Annotated in this window: 15 protein-coding genes; 10 read left to right on the forward strand and 5 right to left on the reverse strand. The window is 38.1% G+C overall.

The window, feature by feature from the left end:
• Positions 1 to 7 precede the first annotated feature (7 nt).
• Both ACIQLB_RS05660 and ACIQLB_RS05665 read left to right on the forward strand, forming a co-directional pair.
• Positions 8 to 532 carry a sigma-70 family RNA polymerase sigma factor gene (locus ACIQLB_RS05660; RefSeq protein WP_400722163.1) on the forward strand — a complete coding sequence of 175 codons (525 nt, stop codon included), beginning with the start codon at positions 8 to 10 and terminating at the stop codon, positions 530 to 532.
• A 524-nt stretch (positions 533 to 1,056) separates the two neighbouring features.
• Positions 1,057 to 3,189, forward strand: coding sequence for a bifunctional diguanylate cyclase/phosphodiesterase (locus ACIQLB_RS05665; protein WP_400723073.1), 2,133 nt, complete (start codon positions 1,057 to 1,059; stop codon positions 3,187 to 3,189).
• Between the two features lie 150 nt (positions 3,190 to 3,339).
• On the opposite strand, the gene ACIQLB_RS05670 is transcribed toward ACIQLB_RS05665, so the two are convergent.
• The 3 genes from ACIQLB_RS05670 to ACIQLB_RS05680 form a co-directional block, all read right to left on the reverse strand.
• The gene (locus tag ACIQLB_RS05670; protein ID WP_400722166.1) at positions 3,340 to 3,531 is read right to left on the reverse strand and encodes a small, acid-soluble spore protein, H family; all 192 of its coding nucleotides are present in this window, start codon (positions 3,529 to 3,531) and stop codon (positions 3,340 to 3,342) included.
• A gap of 12 nt (positions 3,532 to 3,543) precedes the next feature.
• Positions 3,544 to 3,705: a YfhD family protein gene (locus tag ACIQLB_RS05675; protein WP_142508843.1), complete on the reverse strand. Its 162-nt coding sequence runs from the start codon at positions 3,703 to 3,705 to the stop codon at positions 3,544 to 3,546.
• Between the two features lie 243 nt (positions 3,706 to 3,948).
• Positions 3,949 to 5,364, reverse strand: coding sequence for a LysM peptidoglycan-binding domain-containing protein (locus tag ACIQLB_RS05680; RefSeq protein ID WP_400722171.1), 1,416 nt, complete (start codon positions 5,362 to 5,364; stop codon positions 3,949 to 3,951).
• A gap of 168 nt (positions 5,365 to 5,532) precedes the next feature.
• Between ACIQLB_RS05680 and ACIQLB_RS05685 the strand changes: the two genes are divergently transcribed.
• Positions 5,533 to 6,882: an FAD-binding oxidoreductase gene (locus ACIQLB_RS05685; RefSeq protein WP_400722174.1), complete on the forward strand. Its 1,350-nt coding sequence runs from the start codon at positions 5,533 to 5,535 to the stop codon at positions 6,880 to 6,882.
• A gap of 149 nt (positions 6,883 to 7,031) precedes the next feature.
• Here the strand turns inward: ACIQLB_RS05685 and ACIQLB_RS05690 are convergent, their stop codons facing one another.
• The gene (locus ACIQLB_RS05690) at positions 7,032 to 7,427 is read right to left on the reverse strand and encodes a (deoxy)nucleoside triphosphate pyrophosphohydrolase (protein WP_400722177.1); all 396 of its coding nucleotides are present in this window, start codon (positions 7,425 to 7,427) and stop codon (positions 7,032 to 7,034) included.
• 310 nt (positions 7,428 to 7,737) lie between these two features.
• On the opposite strand from ACIQLB_RS05690, the gene ACIQLB_RS05695 reads away from it, so the two are divergent.
• The 4 genes from ACIQLB_RS05695 to ACIQLB_RS05710 all read left to right on the forward strand — a co-directional run bounded on the left by ACIQLB_RS05695 (position 7,738) and on the right by ACIQLB_RS05710 (position 15,327).
• Positions 7,738 to 8,502, forward strand: a complete 765-nt coding sequence (locus ACIQLB_RS05695; protein ID WP_400722180.1) for a TrmH family RNA methyltransferase — start codon at positions 7,738 to 7,740, stop codon at positions 8,500 to 8,502.
• Positions 8,503 to 9,349: 847 nt separating this feature from the next.
• Positions 9,350 to 10,387, forward strand: coding sequence for a phenylalanine--tRNA ligase subunit alpha (gene pheS, locus ACIQLB_RS05700; RefSeq protein WP_400722183.1), 1,038 nt, complete (start codon positions 9,350 to 9,352; stop codon positions 10,385 to 10,387).
• 12 nt (positions 10,388 to 10,399) lie between these two features.
• On the forward strand, positions 10,400 to 12,817 hold the full coding sequence (pheT, locus tag ACIQLB_RS05705) for a phenylalanine--tRNA ligase subunit beta (protein ID WP_400722186.1): 2,418 nt from the start codon (positions 10,400 to 10,402) through the stop codon (positions 12,815 to 12,817).
• 542 nt (positions 12,818 to 13,359) lie between these two features.
• Positions 13,360 to 15,327 carry a methyl-accepting chemotaxis protein gene (locus tag ACIQLB_RS05710; protein ID WP_400722189.1) on the forward strand — a complete coding sequence of 656 codons (1,968 nt, stop codon included), beginning with the start codon at positions 13,360 to 13,362 and terminating at the stop codon, positions 15,325 to 15,327.
• Positions 15,328 to 15,458: 131 nt separating this feature from the next.
• Here ACIQLB_RS05710 and rnhC read toward each other — a convergent pair whose 3' ends face one another.
• Complete coding sequence (gene rnhC, locus ACIQLB_RS05715) at positions 15,459 to 16,385, reverse strand: ribonuclease HIII (RefSeq protein ID WP_400722192.1); 927 nt, start codon at positions 16,383 to 16,385, stop codon at positions 15,459 to 15,461.
• Between the two features lie 132 nt (positions 16,386 to 16,517).
• Here rnhC and zapA point away from each other — a divergent pair, with 132 nt between their 5' ends.
• Genes zapA through polX form a run of 3 tightly spaced genes read left to right on the forward strand, consistent with a single transcriptional unit; the run spans position 16,518 to position 19,092 of the window.
• Entirely contained in the window at positions 16,518 to 16,778 is a 261-nt protein-coding gene (gene zapA / locus ACIQLB_RS05720) for a cell division protein ZapA (protein ID WP_400722195.1), read from the forward strand.
• A gap of 5 nt (positions 16,779 to 16,783) precedes the next feature.
• Complete coding sequence (locus ACIQLB_RS05725; RefSeq protein ID WP_053484931.1) at positions 16,784 to 17,323, forward strand: CvpA family protein; 540 nt, start codon at positions 16,784 to 16,786, stop codon at positions 17,321 to 17,323.
• Between the two features lie 59 nt (positions 17,324 to 17,382).
• Entirely contained in the window at positions 17,383 to 19,092 is a 1,710-nt protein-coding gene (gene polX / locus ACIQLB_RS05730) for a DNA polymerase/3'-5' exonuclease PolX (protein ID WP_400722199.1), read from the forward strand.
• Positions 19,093 to 19,100 lie beyond the last annotated feature (8 nt).

Genomic DNA, 19,100 nt, shown 5'->3' on the forward strand with positions numbered 1-19,100 from the left:
CAATAGGATGACAACACAGCATAATAAACAAAAGTTATTACCTGAACAACCATTTGATGAAGTATTAGAATTAGTCCAGCCGATGATAACGTCGATTTTGTTAAGGTGCCACATTTATAAGGATTTTGAGTATTATCGTCATGTAGCATCCATAGCCGTGTGGGAGGCTTGGCGTAAAGCAGATCAATCAAAAGGGCTGTTTTCTGCTTATATTTATACAACCGTTAAAGGAGAAATTTTAAAAGAGCTTTCAAAAGAAAAGAGTTTTGAAAATATGAACACACCTATGGATAATGAAACGATAAATTATATTCGAGATCATGAAATGAATGAAAGAAGTCCAGTGCTTATAGACTGTATTATGTCTCATTTAAAATTTGAAGAAAGAAAAATATTACTACTTTTTTATGTAGAAGGTTATAGCTATTTGGAAATAGCTAAAGAACTAGGTTTATCTGTGGACGCTGTTAAAAAAAGACGCACACGAATAATGATTAATCTTCGCGAGATGTTATATTCTACAGACGAATAGAGCGTTAAAGGTATGCTAATTTCAAAAAAATGAATATTGGCATACTTTATCAATTATGCCTCGGCATAATTGCGTCCGGAATCGGCTTTGTGCTTAGGCCTGCGTGATGGCCGACACGATGTCGGTCATTTCGGTAATGCCACAGGACGTGGCGTTTTTACCGATGCAGGTCAGTTAGCCGTTATCGCAAGGATGCGATGATTTTAGGCTAACATCCTATGTGAACTCCTTTCCGATTCCGTGACATCCGCCGGAGGCTTTAACTTCTTTCGGCGGTTGTTTGGACACGCTGAAAAGTGATTTAAACCCGCATTCATCTCACGACCTATAGAGGTGGGGGACATCTGCTGAAAGAAGTTATATTTGCATACAAATTCCAATAAAAATGCTATGATTTGTAATAAGTCAAAAAAATATACAATTTTTAATTTTATTTCCCCTTAAGATAGATCATATTACCTATCTAATTTGATATATATTGGTATGGAGGGTTTTTGTTGGAGAAAAGGTTGAATCAATTAGAGATGGAAAAGAAAGAGGTTTGGTATATAGTATTGCCACTATTGCTAGTGTTGCCACTATTAGGTTTAAGTAATCAGGTATTTGGATTTTTTAAGGAAGAAAGTTACATTTGTTTGAATTTGATTATACAAGTACTAATTATTGTTTTTACAATGGCAATCGCTATTCAATCTTGGCTCGTTTTTTCACACTTATTATCGAATCAAACATTATACATAGGTAATTTATTTTTTATCATCGCCTTGTTTGAATTCGTGAACTTGGTTATCGCTCAAAATCCAATGGCTGAAACACTATATTTGGAAATATGGTTGGATTTAATAATGCGTTTATGCTTATCAATCGGTTTTCTCTTTATTATTTTAAAGCCAAAAAAACGCTTAACGATGAATGATCGTAATTATACATATAGAAGTTCTTTATTATTTGTACTACTGAGCCTTTTTCTAGTGTATTTCTCTTCGAAATATTTTTCACTTGAAGAACAATTGTTGCTTAAAGCAAATGCTATTGTTCATTTATTTTCTGCTGTCTTACAAGGTGTAACGATAGTGATTTTAAGTAAGAAAGGAAAGCTGCCTAAACGAGTTATGTGGCTAATTAGCGCAGCATTTTATTTAATTATTAGTGATGTTTTCTTTGCGTTCATCAAAGATTTGAAATCAATTTGGGGCTTTTCAGCATTAATTTATCAATTTTTAGCCTTCTACTTTTTCCTAAAAGCAATCTACTATACAACTGTTGCAAGACCATATCAACAACTTTTAAAAACAAAGCGAGATCTTGAGCATTCACAGCAGGAACTTCATTTTCAAGCTTATCATGATGATATTACTAAGCTTCCAAATGAACATTTACTTTTGAAAACCTTAAAAGAGGATTTACATGATAATAGTCGTCAAAAAGCAATCATTGCAATAGAGATTGATCGCCTTGCTGGTATCCGCTCATCTATAGGTATTAGCTATTCTAATACAATGATGAAGCTCGTAGCTGAGAGAATTCAAGCCATATTACCTCCTCATTATTTTGCTACAAAGCTTCGTGAGGGGCAGTTTATTATTTATATAAATCATGTGAGGACAAGAGAAGAGTTGCTACAATTTTGCTTGAACTTGAAGAGTGCTATGGAAAAACCATTACAAGTACAATTATTTCCACTTAATGGGAATCTTAATATTGGGATTGCAATGCATGAAGAAGATTGTTCAGGTGAAGAGCTTTTAATGCATGCTCAATTAGCGATGCGGGAAGCGAGACAAATACCTCAAAGATTTCTTTTTTATAAGCCATATATGTCAAATGGCCTTGCTGATCGTTTATTGATTGAGCAAGAACTCCATAAAGCATTAGCTAATGAAGAATTTTACTTGGATTTTCAGCCTCAAGTAAATTTAAAAACGGGTAAAATTGAATCGGTGGAAGCGCTAGTACGTTGGCGTCATCCAACTCGTGGTTTTGTTTCACCTGAGTTGTTTATCCCAATTGCAGAAGAATCTGGCCTTATTATTCCATTAGGAAAATGGATTTTAGAGACGGCATGCTTTCAAGCGAATGCGTGGAAAGAGCAAGGATTGCCACCAATGAAGGTTGCCGTAAATTTGTCGCTTGGACAATTATTCCAGCAAGATTTAGTGCAAATGGTGCAAGAGATTTTACAAGGAACAAATTTAGAACCAAAATATTTACAGTTAGAAATTACGGAAAGTATGACGATGAATATCGATCAAATGACACAGCTACTTCATGAATTAAAGGCAATTGGAATTCAAATTGCTGTTGATGACTTTGGGACAGGGTATTCGTCACTTTCATATTTAAAAGATTTTCCGATCGATTGTTTAAAAATTGACAGGGCGTTCGTTCGAAATATTCAACATAATCCAAATGATGAAGCGCTCGTTTCTATGATTTTATCAATGGCGAAGCATTTGAGATTAAAGGTTGTTGCCGAAGGAATTGAAGAAGTGGAGCAGCTTGCTTTCCTTATTGACGGTGATTGCGATTATATACAGGGCTATTTATTTAGTAAGCCGATTTCTGCTGAACAGATTTCCAATACCTTTAACGAGTTACACAATCGAGCAAGAGATATTTTAACAGAGTTTAAATATGAAGAGGATTACGTCATTTAAAGTTGGGATTATCAGAGGTGAAAAATTGATCAAACACTCGATTGACGAAGTGCCATACTTTATTTAATAGAAATTTTATTGACATAATAAACATGAAAACTGCTTACTTCACCAAAGGAAGTAAGCAGTTTTTTTATTTGAGATAAAAATCTAATGTACGAGGTACTCTTCCTTTAATTCTCCTATGTCCACTTCAGATCGTTCCTCTAAAGAGCGACGTAAATGGACAGTTGCTGTTTTACCATCATCATGAAGCGTGTCAATCCAGATAGATACGCCATTATAGCTTACTTCATATTCTTTTGGTGAGGCGACAATTTCTTGTGCACGTGTATAATCCACTTGAAGGCCCCCTTATTTTTTCGTCTTGCCTTCTTTAGTGACTGAATTAATCATGTTCATAAACTCTTGAGAAAATTCTTCACTAACTTTATCTGGCGCTATTTTTTGGTTTTTTGGCGTTTGAGGCAATGACCCTTTGTTGGCGCTTTTACCTTGTTTATTGTCTCTTCCCATGTTCAGTTGCTCCTTTCGTTTAGATATTTCTTAATATGGCTTTGAATTGATTTTTTTATCATGGGAAAAACTAGGGAAAGGTAAGGATTTATTGTGGATATTAGAACTTTTTGGGTTAATAAATAAGCCTTAAATGCACATACTTAGCCATAATATCGCCTTTGTAATCAACAACTTTTTGACCAAAGTGGTTCATCGGACACCCACTGGAAAGTGCCTGGTCTACCAGAAATCACCCCACGTTTATAAAGAAACCTTTTTGATGGAAAAATCATTATTTAATAGTGCCCAGTTTTGTGGGAAAGGAAAACCTAATGCCCAATAGCTAATACCTCGAAGATTATATTCCTTCGTCATGTCAAACTTAGCTTGTGCACTTCTAGCATCTTCAAACCATACCTCATGATTTTTACCTTGTTCATCAACATAACGGAAATACGGTGACTGTGCGGTCCTATCATATTGAATGGTTGCGCCATGTATTATTGCTCTGTTAAGTGCTTCTTGAGAGCTGAATGTTTCTGCCTCCTGACCTTTAACATGCGGTAGAAGCCAATCGCGAGCATAAATTTGAAAGCCTAAAAATATTTTGTTAGCAGGCATAACTGATAAAGCATATTCCACAACTTTTCTCATTTCGTTAATGGGTGAAATGGCTTGTGGTGGACCAAGTCGGTATCCCCACTCATATGTCATTAAAATAACAAAGTCTGCAATTCTTCCGTGTGCTTCATAATCATGTGCCTCATATAAAGTCCCTGCCTGCGTTGCGCTCGTTTTTGGCGCAAGTGCCGTTGAAACTAGGAACCCTTTTGGATGAAGACGATCAACAGCTAATTGAAGGAAAGTGTTGTAATTCTCTCGATCTGCTGGAAGAACGTTTTCAAAATCAACGTTTAGAACTTTATAGCCCTTTTCCTGCATCACTTGCAAAGTATTATTGATAACCTTCTCCCGTAATTCTGCACTAGATAAAATAACATGTGATAAGTTGGAACCGGCTTCTGTGGAAGAGAAATTCGTAAGTGTCAGCATAGGTGTAATGTTTTTGGCAATAGCTGCATCGATCATTTCTTTATCCTTTATAGGCTGTAGTGTTCCATCCTCCTTCATCATATAAGCAAAGGGGCTAAAATAAGTTAGTAGATGACCGATTGCGTTAATCGACTGCACAGCTTCTTTAGGTTCTTGATACGTATAAGCATTTACTTCAATGGAAGGCTTTGCTCTTGGAATAATCAAATGTGTACCAACATAAATCATATTCGGATTTGGAATTTCATTTTCTAAAACAATTGCTTGCACAGTCGTTCCATATTGCGTGGCAATTTGCGATAGAGTCTCTCCTGGTAGCACAATATGTGTCGTAGGTGGAATAATTAGTCTAGTTCCAGGTGTTAAAACATCTGGATTCGTTAAATGATTATCTGTAATAATCGATTGCATAGTCACCCCATATTGTTGGGCGATCGACCATAAGGTGTCACCCCTTTTTACAATATGAGTTGTGTAAGGAGAAGGGATAACGAGTGATTGTCCGATTACTAATTGATTTGGATTAGATAAAGCGTTTAATTCGATAATGGAATTAATAGGTACTGAATAGCTGTTTGCAATTTGCCAAAGTGTTTCACCAGCGCTCACCACATGAATAATCATTAGGACACCTCCTTAGTGGTTTCAATATAGCATCATATGTATGAATAAAGAGAATGAGCATTTATCTTTCATTTTTAAGCGATAAAAATTTCGATTTTCATATTCTTTTCAAGTGATATGCATAGGATAAAACATATGCATGGCATCATTAGAGAGAGGAGCTGTATTTTGAAGAAAGTAAAGCTCACAGGAAGAATTGTTACCCCTGAAGATCCGGACTATGAGCAAGCAAGAACAAATAATAACTTAAATAATCCCAAATTTCCGAGTATCATTGTATTTTGTCGACATACGAAAGACGTTATCAACGCATTAAGATGGGCGAGAGAAAATAATGAGCCATTTCGAATCAGAAGTAGGCGACATAACTATGAAAATTATTCATTATTAAATGAAGGTCTTGTTATAGATGTTAGTGATATGAATGACATAACCATTAACCTGCAAGATATGACAGCGAGAATTGAAGCGGGTGCTAATTTAGGAAAAGTGTATCGGGTATTATGGGAAAATGGTTTTACAATACCAGCAGGAACTGAAGGTAGTGTAGGGGTTGTTGGTTTGACGCTTGGTGGCGGAATTGGCATGCTATCGCGTCCATTTGGGCTAACTTGTGATAATTTACTTGAACTTGAAATGGTTGTTGCAAGCGGTCATGAAGGAGCAGAAGTAATCCAAGCTAACAAGCAGAAAAATAGTGATTTATTTTGGGCTAGTTGTGGTGGGGGCGGAGGGAATTTTGGCATCGTTACAGCGCTTACATTTAAACTGCATCCTATTTCTAACGTATCAATTTTCTCCATTACATGGGGATGGGAGGATTTTGAACGAGCCTTTGATGCATGGCAAAAATGGGCACCTTCTACAGATGAACGCTTGACCTCACAGATTGAGCTTAAATCTAAGGAAGTGGGCGAAATTGTTGCTCAAGGTGAGTTTATAGGTACAGCATCTGAGTTAAAGAAATTACTCCGTCCTTTAAGGAAAACAGGTTCACCGACGAATGTATGGATAAAGGAAGTTCCGTATATTAAGGCTGTAGAATTTTTTGACTTACCGAGCGGCAACAAACCAGCTCTTCGTAAAAGATCTGGATCCTTTATTGAAAGGCCACTCCCTCATGTTGCTATTGTAAAAATGAAAGAATTTTTAATGAACACTCCTAATAGAGATACGACCATTTGGCAGCAATCTCTTAGAGGTGCGGTTAGTCAAATTGCGTCAAGTCGAACAGCTTACTATTATAGAAATGCTTTAATTGCCCAGGAGTATAATACTTCATGGAAAAAGCCTAAAGAAGAAGAAAGAAATATTCAGTGGGTGGAGAATTTAAGAAGGGCTTTGTCACCTTACACTACTGGTGATTATGTGAATTTTCCAGATCGTTTTATAAAAGATTGGCCAACTGCCTATTATGGTCGTAACCTTAGAATGCTTAGAGAAGTAAAGGGAAAATACGATCCGTTTAATGTATTTAATTTTCCTCAAAGTATTCCGGTAAATAAAAAATGGCTTTAACACCATTATGATTCCGGACGCAATTATGCCGAGGCATAATTGATATGAGGGACAATTCAAAAAAGAAAGAGCAGAATGCAGAGGGTAATCTAAACATTGCTGCTCTTTTCTCCCGCATAAACTGCCCATAAAAGCCTGATTGGTGAAGACTATTCTTCTGCAAGTATTTTATTGATCGCAGGAATATCAGCGGGGGCAAAATTAAGATTTAGAAGTTCATTTCGAGGGACCCATCTAATTTCAGTATGTTCTAGCAGGACCGGCTCTCCCTTTGTAATCGACGCTTTAAATGTTTCTAAGCGTACGATAAATTTTTCATATTCATAAATGGTATCTTCAACCTTTTCCTCAACTTGTATAGAGCAATTAAATTCCTCTAATATTTCACGAGTTAAAGCTTGTTCAGGCGATTCGCCCTCTTCGATTTTACCACCGGGAAATTCCCAATAATTTGCTAGTACCATATTAGGATTTCTTAACGCACAAAAAATTTCGTGCTTATCATTTTCAATAATTGCACCTACTACATGTACATTTTTTTTCATTCATTTTCACCCTTAAGTTTATTTATGAATATTAGCTTCACCCAAAATGGCAATCTTTTTTTATTCCTAAAATATAGAAAATTATAACATGTATAATCTAGTACGGTAATAATTTGGCTCATAATGTGGGGTTGATTTCCGTGCAAAATAAATAACTAACTAAAAAATTATATAGAATCATCCCATTTCGTTCCTTAAGAACGTTGATTTTAAAATAACAATTAAACTGTTTTTTGCATGACTATGTAATTTATCGTTTTCTACTGTATAATAATGAACAATATATAGGAAAAAGGCGGTACGAGGTACGATGAAAAGAATTGAATCTACGCAAAATGCGTTAGTGAAATATTGGAAGAAGCTTGCGACAACACGTAAAGAGCGTGAAAGATCTGGAGAATTCATAGTAGAGGGATTCCATTTGGTAGAGGAAGCATTAAAAAATAACGAGCAGGTGCTACAGCTAATTGTACGTGAAGGTGTAGATTTACCAATGCTTTGGCCGATTGATAATGTAGCCGTCGTTGAAGTAACAGCGGCTGTTGCCAAGGAGTTTGCTGAAACGGAGACATCTCAAGGTGTATTTGCAGTTTGTAAGCAACCTTTGTTAGAAGAAGATGTAATGGCTTCGTGGCGCAAGGTGCTGCTAATTGATGCCGTCCAAGATCCAGGAAATATTGGGACGATGATTCGTACTGCGGATGCAGCTGGTTTGGATGCAGTCATACTCGGTAAGGGTTGTGCGGATATATATAATCCTAAAACGCTTCGCTCTGCACAAGGCTCACATTTCCATATTCCTGTCCTTCGTGGTGATTTAGAGGAATGGATTGAGCAACTACAGGATAATGGTGTACCAGTATTTGGAACTGCTTTGGATGAGGATGCAGTTGTCTATAGTGATATTGAGCATACTGGTGCATTCGCTATAATGATGGGGAATGAAGGTAGTGGCATTCATCCACAACTACTTTCGATGACAGATCAAAATATTATCATTCCAATTTTGGGACAAGCGGAGTCTCTAAATGTAGCAGTGGCAACAGGAATAGTATTATATGGATTTGTTAAGTAATTAATAAAAGCAATCAACTGCGGTTATAAGTATTTGATAAAATCGTTAAAAGTAGTCTTATTACCAAAATTTGCAGATGACATTTTTAAAAATATATACCCTGTGTATTAGTTGATTGGAGTGAAGACTGGATGACTCCTTGGGGATCAGCGTCACAGATGAGACCCTGGAGCGAGCAGTAGGGGAACGAAGGCTAAAACCATCACGTCCTGTGATAACGCCTTCGTGACCAACATCCTGCTGCTGACGCTACGTTAGCACTACGCTTTCGCGCAAAAAACATCTGTTGCCCCAAGCGGCTCATCGGACGCCCCCAGGAAGCTCTGCTCTGCGCGAAAGCGAAGCGTCAGCGGCAAATGTTTTATCTGTGCGAAAGCGAAGCGGCAGCAACAAAGCGCCCAGTCGGAACGGAAATCAACCACACGTTATGGTGATGAGCCTAAAATTGCCGATAGAGCCATCAATATCGCTAATAATGGGCACATGGCTCTTGATTTGAATTGGTATAGTATTGTATAATCACTGTTAAAATATAAATTTAAATGCTTTGACCGGGAAGTAGTAAAGATTGTGAATGGACGACAGGGAGCGCAGGCCGAAGATTGAGAGCCAGTGCCGTACCAATGCAGTTTTGAATTCATCCCGCGAGCAGCTACCGGGACCAGCGAAATGCTGTAAAGGTATGCCGGCTTTAATCTAGTCGTTATGTCAATGAAGTGATTGCTAGGAATTTTCCTTGCAATAACTAGGGTGGTACCGCGAATATGTCCTCGTCCCTTTTATAGGGGCGAGTTTTTTTATGCCTTCAACAAAATTGGCATGGATTTGAACAAGGAGGGTTTATTACATGGAAGAGCAATTAAAGCAATTAGAGCAAGAAGCACTTGCTAAAATTGAAGCGGCAGCAAATTTAAAGGAATTAAATGATGTGCGAGTAGCATATCTAGGAAAAAAAGGACCTATCACTGATTTATTAAAAGGGATGGGGAAATTATCAGCTGAAGAACGCCCAAAAATGGGTGCCTTAGTCAATACGGTACGTGAAAATGTAACTGCTGTATTAGAGAAAAAGGTAACGATGCTAGAGGAAGCAGCAATTGCTGAAAAATTAGCAAGTGAGTCGATTGATGTCACTTTACCTGGTCGTGAAATTAAAGTTGGAAATCGTCATCCATTAACACGTGTTATTGAAGAAATTGAAGATTTATTTATCGGTATGGGCTACGAAATTGCAGAAGGTCCTGAAGTGGAAAAGGATTACTATAACTTTGAAGCATTGAACTTGCCGAAGGGGCACCCTGCTCGTGATATGCAGGATTCGTTCTATATTTCCGAGGAAATATTACTACGTACACAGACATCACCTGTTCAAGCTCGCACTATGGAGGCAAAAAAAGGTGAATCAATTCGTATTATTTGCCCAGGGAAGGTATTCCGTCGAGACAACGATGATGCTACACACTCACACCAATTCATGCAAATTGAAGGGTTAGTGATTGGTGAAAATATTCGCATGAGTGACCTTAAAGGAACGCTTGATACTTTAGCGAAAAAAATGTTCGGTGCAGACCGCGAAATTCGACTTCGCCCAAGCTTCTTCCCATTCACAGAGCCATCTGTTGAAATGGATATTTCATGCTTCAAATGTGGTGGTTCAGGCTGTAACATTTGTAAAGGAACAGGCTGGATTGAAATTTTAGGCGCTGGTATGGTACATCCAAGAGTACTAGAAATGTCTGGCTATGATCCGAAAAAAGTGTCAGGCTTTGCATTCGGTATTGGTGCTGAACGTATCGCAATGTTGAAATATGGTGTCGACGATATTCGTCATTTCTATACAAATGACTCACGTTTCTTATCACAATTCGAGCGAACAGAGGCGTAAGGGGGATAAAAGATGTTAGTATCATTAGAATGGTTAAAAGATTATGTAAATACACAGGATTTAGCGACTGAACAGTTAGCTGAAAAAATTACGCGTTCTGGAATTGAAGTAGATGCAGTAATTGACCGTGCTAACGGCATGGATAAAGTTGTTGTCGGCTATGTCGTATCAAAAGAGAAACACCCTGAAGCAGATAAATTAAATATTTGCCAAGTGGATGTTGGTGAAGCTGAACCACAACAAATTATTTGTGGTGCTCCAAACGTTGATGTTGGTCAAAAAGTTATTGTTGCTCGTCCAGGTGCACATTTACCAGGCGGCATTAAAATAAAAAAAGCAAAACTTCGTGGACATGAATCAAACGGTATGATTTGTTCATTACAAGAGTTAGGTATCGAAGGGAAACTTGTTCCTAAAGCATATTCTGAAGGTATTTATGTGCTTCCTGAGGGTGCTGAGGTTGGCTCGGATGCCCTTGCTATTTTAGGTCTACGTGACACAGTGTTAGAGCTAGGTTTAACACCAAACCGCTCAGATGCGCTGTCAATGCTAGGCGTGGCGTACGAAGTTGGTGCAATTCTATCTGAAGAAGTGAAGTATCCAGAAATCGCCTACAGCACATCTTCTGAAAAAGCAGAAGACATGTTAAAGCTTCGCGTAGAAGATTTACAAGCAAACCCAATGTATGTAGCAAAAGTTGTGAAAAACGTAAAAATCGCGGAATCACCGATGTGGCTACAAAATCGCTTAATGGCAGCAGGCGTACGCCCACACAATAATGTTGTCGATGTAACGAACTACATTTTAATGGAATACGGTCAACCGCTTCATGCCTTTGACTACGATAGCCTAGCAACAGGTGAAATCGTAGTGCGTAAAGCAACAGAGGGCGAAAAAATGACAACTTTAGATGACCAAGAGCGTACTTTAAAAGCAACAGATTTAGTTATTACAAATGGCAAAGAGCCAGTAGCTATCGCAGGTGTAATGGGTGGTGCAAACTCTGAAGTAAATGATTCTACAACAACAGTTGTGATCGAATCTGCTTACTTCGACGGTTTAACTGTACGTCAAACATCGCGTCATCTTGGACTTCGTTCAGATGCTTCTGCTCGTTTTGAAAAGGGTGTTGACCCTAACCGTGTATTACCTGCTGCAGAACGTGCTGCAGCACTACTAGCTGAATTAGCTGGCGGTGAAGTGTTAGAGGGAACATGCATCGTGGATGAACTCGATAAATCACCAGCACGTGTTGTCGTTTCTCCAGATTTTGTTAATGAACGTTTAGGTATGAAAATTTCATTAGAAGAGATGCTGTCTATTTTAGAGCGTCTTAAATTTGGCGTAGAAGCAGCAAATGGTTTGCTAATCGTGGATGCGCCAACACGTCGTCAAGATATTAAAATTGAAGAAGATATCGTAGAGGAAATTGCTCGTCTATACGGCTATGATGAAATCCCGATGACTTTACCAGAGGGAGCAAACCAAGTAGGCCGTCTAACGCCATATCAAGCAAATCGTCGTGTAGTTCGTAGTTACATGGAAGGGGCAGGTCTTTACCAAGCTGTCACTTACTCATTAACTTCAGATGCATTGTCACAACGCTTTGCATTGAAAGCTGTGCCGGTAACACGTTTACTAATGCCGATGAGCGAAGACCGTTCAACACTACGTCAAAGTCTTATCCCGCATTTAATTGAAGCTGCTGCTTATAATGTGGCGCGTAAGGCTGACAATGTGGCATTGTATGAAATTGGTTCAGTATTCCTTGGTCAATCAGAAGAGGGGCTACCATATGAGGAAGAGCATGTGGCAGCAGTAGTAACAGGAAAATGGCTTGACCATGCTTGGCAAGGTGAGAAAAAAGCAGTAGATTTCTTCGTCTTAAAAGGCATTGTAGAAGGTGTTATTGGTAAGCTTGGTTTAGAGGATCGTATTTCATTTGTGAAAGCTGAAGTAGATGGATTACACCCAGGACGTACTGCTAGCATCCTTTTAGACGGTGAACAAGTCGGTATTATCGGCGGATTACATCCAGCAGAACAAAAAGCATGGGGTGTAAAAGACACATATGTAATGGAAATGAATCTAGTATCATTATTGAATGCTACTGCTAAAGAAGCACCACTTGGTTATACACCAGTGCCTCGTTTCCCAGCAATGTCTCGTGATATTGCACTTATCATGGACCGTACAACAACAGCTGGAGAGGTTATTTCTGCGATTCGCTCAGCAGGCGTGAAATTATTGAAAGACGTTCGTGTATTCGACGTATATGAAGGTGAAAAAATGGAGGCTGATAAAAAATCAGTAGCATTCTCCCTAACATACTTCGATCCAGAACGTACATTAACAGATGAAGAGGTTGTTGCAGCACATAATAAAGTGTTAAAAGCTATCGCAACAATTGAAGGCACAGAAGTACGCTAATTTAATAATTAATTTGTGAGCTGTCTCGTAATGAGGCAGCTTTTTGTTTTGTTAACAGCAATTATGCCTGGGCATAATTGCCGCTGTCGCGCAGATAAACAATGCGTCCGGAATCGGCTTTGCCTGCATGAGGGCCGACACGATGTCGGTCATTTCGGTAATGCCACAGGACGTAGCCTTTTTACCGATGCAAGACAGTTAGCTGTGATAACATCCTATATTAACTCCTTTCCGTTTCTGTGACATCCGTCGGAGGCTTTAGGCCAACAAATTTTTTTGCGCGAAGATGTTAGTCACTCAGTCGTGTGTTGCTGACGCTTCGCTTTCGCTACAGAAAATAATTGCTGAAAGAAGTTAAAGTGTTACAAGTATTTTTGCAGGAAGTGTGAGAGAAATAAAACACGGCAGAGAAGATACTTTAAACTAATCTTATATTTAAGTTTTTCATCAATATTTAGAAATAACAAAAAATAAATTTTTGATCTATATTATGTGTATAGTAGAACTTGGATAGAAAATTTTACTATGGGGTGGTAGTTATTATGAAAAATCATCGAAAACGAAGAGGCTTTTCCATGCGAGCTCGATTAATATGGGCGTTTACTTTGACACTTTTAATCCCAAGCATCGCTATTGGTACGTTTTCATATATGAAGGCTTCTGATCAATATCATAAGGAATTAAGTAAGAACTCACGTGAAAATGTCGATTTATTAAATACACTAATTTCGAATGAGATATCACCTATTCAAAGTGATGTCGAGTATTTAGCTGCTTCTTTTAATAAGGATGTGCAAGATGCAGAGGCTTTAAAGGAATTAGAGAAATATAATGCCTTGCATAGCAATGTCTCTGTTGTCAATTTAGCAATTGAGGGGCACAAATTTTTGCGTGAACCATACGCTGAATCCTCAGCTGATTATGATCCATTTACGCGACCATGGTACTTAAAGGCTATTGAATCACCAGGCAAAGGCGTTATGGTTGATCCATATAAATCAACGATTACAGGTGAATTAATTTTAGCGGTATCAGCTGGTTTACAGGACCGTTCAGGGGCTATTTCTATTGGTTTAAATTTAGACGGAATATCCGAGCTAGTGAATTCGGTAGAGATTGGTAATAATGGCTATGCTACATTAGTAAATGCCAATAATCTTATTATTGCTGATCCACAGTTGGAGGTAGGGGCGGAGCTTAAAAAGACATATATAGAAAAGATGCAAGGAAAAGAAGAAGGTAGTTTTACCATTGAGGAAGATGGAAGAGAGCATCAAGTGTTTTTTACTACAAATAAACTAACAGGCTGGAAAATTATCGGTACTATGGATTTAGCAGATGTAGCAGCTGTCACAAAACCAATTTTAATAAACACTTTGACGGTTATTGTCATTGCTCTAATTGTATTTGGAATCATTGGTGCTGTCACTATAAGAACAATCACTCAACCATTAAATAACTTATCAACAATAGCTGAACAGGTAGGAGATGGTGATTTACGGAATTTAATTGAAATTAAAAGACATGATGAGATAGGTAAATTGGCGGATATATTCAATAAAATGATTCTATCTTTACGTGGTGTAGTTGGTAACATTGGTGAGGAATCAAATCAGTTAGCTGCATCATCGGAGGAACTTACAGCAAGTACATCAGAAAATAAACGAGCTACATCGCAAATTGTTGATTCCATTCAAACATTTGCTGAAACAGTTGATTTGCAAGCAGAAACAATTAATGATAGTACTAACGCTGTACTTGAAATGTCATCATCCATTCAACAAATTGCAGTAAAGTCCGATACCGTTAAAGCGATGTCAAATAAAGCAATGGAAGCTGTTATGATAGGAGACAAAACTATTCAAACAGCAATTGGCCAAATGAAAATGATTCAAAGTACTGTCCAAGCACTTGAAAACACCGTACAAACACTGAGTGAACGTTCAAATGAAATCGGACGTATTGTAGAGGCAATTACGCAAATTGCTGATCAAACAAATCTTTTAGCTTTAAATGCTGCAATTGAAGCTGCTCGTGCTGGTGAGCATGGAAAAGGTTTTGCAGTTGTTGCAGATGAGGTACGAAAGCTTGCTGAGCAATCCGCACAATCAACAATGCAAATAAAAGATATTATTGATTATATTCAAGCCGATACAAAACTAGCGGTTGAATCAATGGCTGCTGGTTCAGCTGAGGTCGTAAAGGGAATTGATGTAACAAATATGGCAGGAAAGTCATTCAAAGAAATTAATAATAATGTACAAAGTGTAACCTATGAAATAGGACAAATTTCAGAGACAGCAAAAGTTATTTCTGAACACTCCAATCAGGTAGCATTCGGAATTGAAAGTGTGCTTCAGCGAACAAATGAAAATACAGCAAGTGCACAAAATATTTCTGCCGCAACAGAGGAACAGCTTGCTTCTATGGAAGAAATCGCTGCATCGGCCGAAGCTCTTGCTAAAATGTCTGAAAATCTACAACAAACAATTAAACAGTTTAAATATTAAGCTAAACAAAAATCCAATCATGATAAGTTTTTGATATAAAGAATTTCGCTAACTACAGTAGAGAGCAAGTCGTTTAACCTTGTAATCTGCTGGAGTATAGCGAAATTTTTTTGTTGTCTATATGACCAATTTTATTTCATCTTTTTAGCTTTATCAGTATTCGCAAAATGCCATTTCGTAATGGAACGTAAAAATTCCGTGCCTTGCTTTCGCCAAATGCGTGCTGCTAACGCATCTACTTTCGCTGAAGCCCCCTTTAACAACTCTATCCCAGCAATCTCACTTAGGCGATCCATTTCTTTTAAAAATGCCGCACGAGCTAATATCGATGCAGTGGCTACTGAAACATGTAATTGCTCGGCCTTCGTAGAAAATAGCACATCATCTCGAACGATTTCTCGTTCATTTTTTAAGTAATTGTAATACACACCACGTTCCGCAAACTGATCTATCAATATATGCTCTGGTTTTTCGGGTGCCATTTTTGACAGTGTATTTTTAAGTGCCCTATTGTGCATCATAGCTTTCATCTTACCTTGAGAGTAGCCTCGTGCTTGTAATTCGTTATATTTTTCATTGCGTAGTACAAGCACACTATGGACACAAGCTGCACGTAAATCTGGCGCTATTTTACGCATGTAATCATCCGTTAGCATTTTGGAGTCCTTGACACCAAGTTCGTTTATAAGCGCAATTTTTGATGAAGGGACATATACGGCTGCAACTGTTATTGGACCGAAATAATCACCAGTACCCGTTTCATCTGAGCCTAACACCGACATCGCAGCAAAACCTTCTGGCAGAACGTCGCCCTTTGCTCCTATCGACGATGATTTTTGTGTATTTGTAACTTCTACGTTTCCCCAGCGTGCAGCTTCTCGCTCAGCTCCGCCCCCTTGGAACATTAATTTACCGGATTTGTACATCGTAATTGCTGTATCTGGGAGCTTTGCAGCAAAGATTACACCAGGAGCTTTACGTTCTACAAAATGGTTTGCATAATAAGACATTACCTCTTTTTGTTTATTTGTTGATATGGAAAGTACAATATTTGACATTTACTCGTTCCTTTCTGTCCTCGTTGTTCACAATTTTATACCTTTCATGGTATGATAATAAATAGCTTTTTTGTGTATGCTGCTCACAACCAAAAAATTCGTGAGCACAAAAATTTAAAAGGGGGTGCGACTATGGAAAATCAAGAAAAGAATAAAATTTCTGTGGAAATCTACGGTCATACATATAAAATGGTCGGCTCTGAATCCATTGGACATATGCGACTTGTCGCTTCGATTGTTGATGACCGTATGCGCGAAATGATTTTACATAATCCCTCTCTTGATAGCACAAAGCTTGCCGTTCTTACAGCAGTAAATACAGTTCACGATTATTTACTACTAAAAGAACAAATGGAACAACTAGAAGAAGAATTGAAAAAATTAAAGGGTTGAAGTGAATGTTAGATTTAATCATATTAGCGGTACTATTAGCTGGTCTCATCGTTGGAGCAAAACGTGGTTTCATTGTACAGATGATGCATATCGTTAGCTTTATAGTGGCCCTAATTGTTGCGTATATCTATTATAAACCATTGGCACAAAAATTTGTGTTTTGGGTTCCGTATCCAGGTGTAACGGATTCAGGTAGTCTGGGAGTAGTTATTGATAGCCTGGATTTAGACCGCACTTTTTACCGTGTCATTGCCTTTGCTGTCATTTTCTTTGCGGTGAAAATTACATTGCAAATTGTGGCATCGATTTTTGATTTTATAGCGTATTTACCTGTGTTAGGTACAGTGAATCGTTGGCTTGGAGCATTGTTAGGCATGATTGAAAACTATTTAATAATGTTTATTTTGCTGTACATTCTTGCTTTATTGCCAGTTGATTTTATCCAAAGTTTAATGTCGAAATCGTTGTTAAGTGGTCTTATTTTGGAGCATACCCCAATTATTACAAGTATGTTCCAAAACTGGTGGTATATTTATATGCAATAGCAAACTGTGCACTTCTCTCGGTTTTGAGGGAAGTGTTTTTACGATAGGAGGAATTCCCGATGAACAAAAAAACAATTATTCGCACATTTGAAAAAATTGCATTGTATATGGAATTACAAGGGGAAAATCCATTCAAAGTGTCTGCCTTTCGAAAAGCTGCCGCTGCACTTGAAGGGGACGAGCGCTCATTAAGTGAGATGGAGGATGTCACAAAGCTCAAAGGAATAGGTAAAGGTACAGCTGCTGTTATTGAGGATTTAATGACAAATGGTGAATCGCGCTTATTAAAAGAGTTAGAAGAAATTGTACCAAAAGGATTGCTCCCGTTATTAAAACTTCCAGGCTTAGGTGGTAAAAAAATAGCTAAGCTTCATCAAGAATTAGGGATTGATTCTGCGGAAAGTTTAAAGGCTGCTTGTGAGGAAGGTAAAGTTCGTGAGCTAGCAGGCTTTGCGGCGAAAACCGAAGAAAAAATTTTGAAGGAACTTGCAAATTTAGCAAATCGTTCAGAACGTTTACCGATTTGGCAGCTAGAGCCAGTTGTTTTACAAATTGAATCTCTTCTAGATAATATGGAAGAAGTGGAACGTTTTTCTGTTGCGGGAAGCTTCCGTCGTGCAGCTGAAACAAGTAAGGATATTGATTTTATTGTTGTCACTGAAGCAGTTGAAACTGTACGTGAAAAGCTACTAAATGAGCTTTCTGTACAGGAAGTAGTAGCTGCTGGTGATACAAAGATTTCAGTTATTTTAGATCTAGAGGAGCCTGTAAGTGTTGATTTTCGATTAGTGAGGGATGCTGAATATGCAACGGCCTTACATCATTTCACAGGTTCGAAAGATCACAATGTCCGCATGCGTCAAATTGCTAAGGCCCGTGGTGAAAAAATTAGTGAATATGGTGTAGAGCAAGCTGATGGCACTGTATTAACGTTTAAGGATGAAGAGGAATTTTTTGCGCATTTTGATTTACCATTTATCCCGCCTAGCTTGCGTACAGGAACAACGGAATTTGACAAAACAGATGACATTAAAAGTTTAGTAAAATTAGAAGATATTAAAGCAGATTTGCATATGCATACGACATGGTCTGATGGTGCGTACTCTGTAGCTGAAATGGGCGAGGCATTGATTGCGCGACGCTATCAGTATAGCGTGATTACTGACCATTCACAATTTTTAAAAGTAGCGAATGGTCTAACGCCAGAGCGCTTAACAAAGCAACGTGCTGAAATTGAGGCATTTAATGAAGTACATCCAGATTTCCATTTATACGCTGGGACAGAGATGGATATTTTGCCGGATGGTTCCCTTGATTTCGAAGATGATGTACTAAGAGAGTTAGATTTTGTCATTGCTTCTATTCACTCTAGCTTTACACAATCACAGGACAAAATTATGGCGCGTTTACTTACGGCGATGCAAAATCCGTATGTTCATATGATTGCCCATCCGACTGGCCGCATTATTGAGGATCGTAATGGCTATAATCCTGATATGGGGCAATTAATTGCTTGGGCAAAGGAGTATGGTAAAATTTTAGAGTTAAATGCGAATCCGTATCGTCTTGATTTATGTGTTGAGCATTTAGAAATGGCTTTGGCAGCTGGTGTGCCCGTAGCAATTAATACGGATGCCCATGATATTGCTCATTTACGCTTTATGGATATTGGAGAGCGCTACGCAAACAGAGCATGGTTGAAAAAGGATATGATTGTGAATACATGGACGCGAGAACAATTTGAAGCGTTTATTCGACGAAATAAATAGGTTGAGGA

The organism is Lysinibacillus sp. NPDC092081 (assembly GCF_044755845.1).
GTDB lineage: Bacteria > Bacillota > Bacilli > Bacillales_A > Planococcaceae > Lysinibacillus.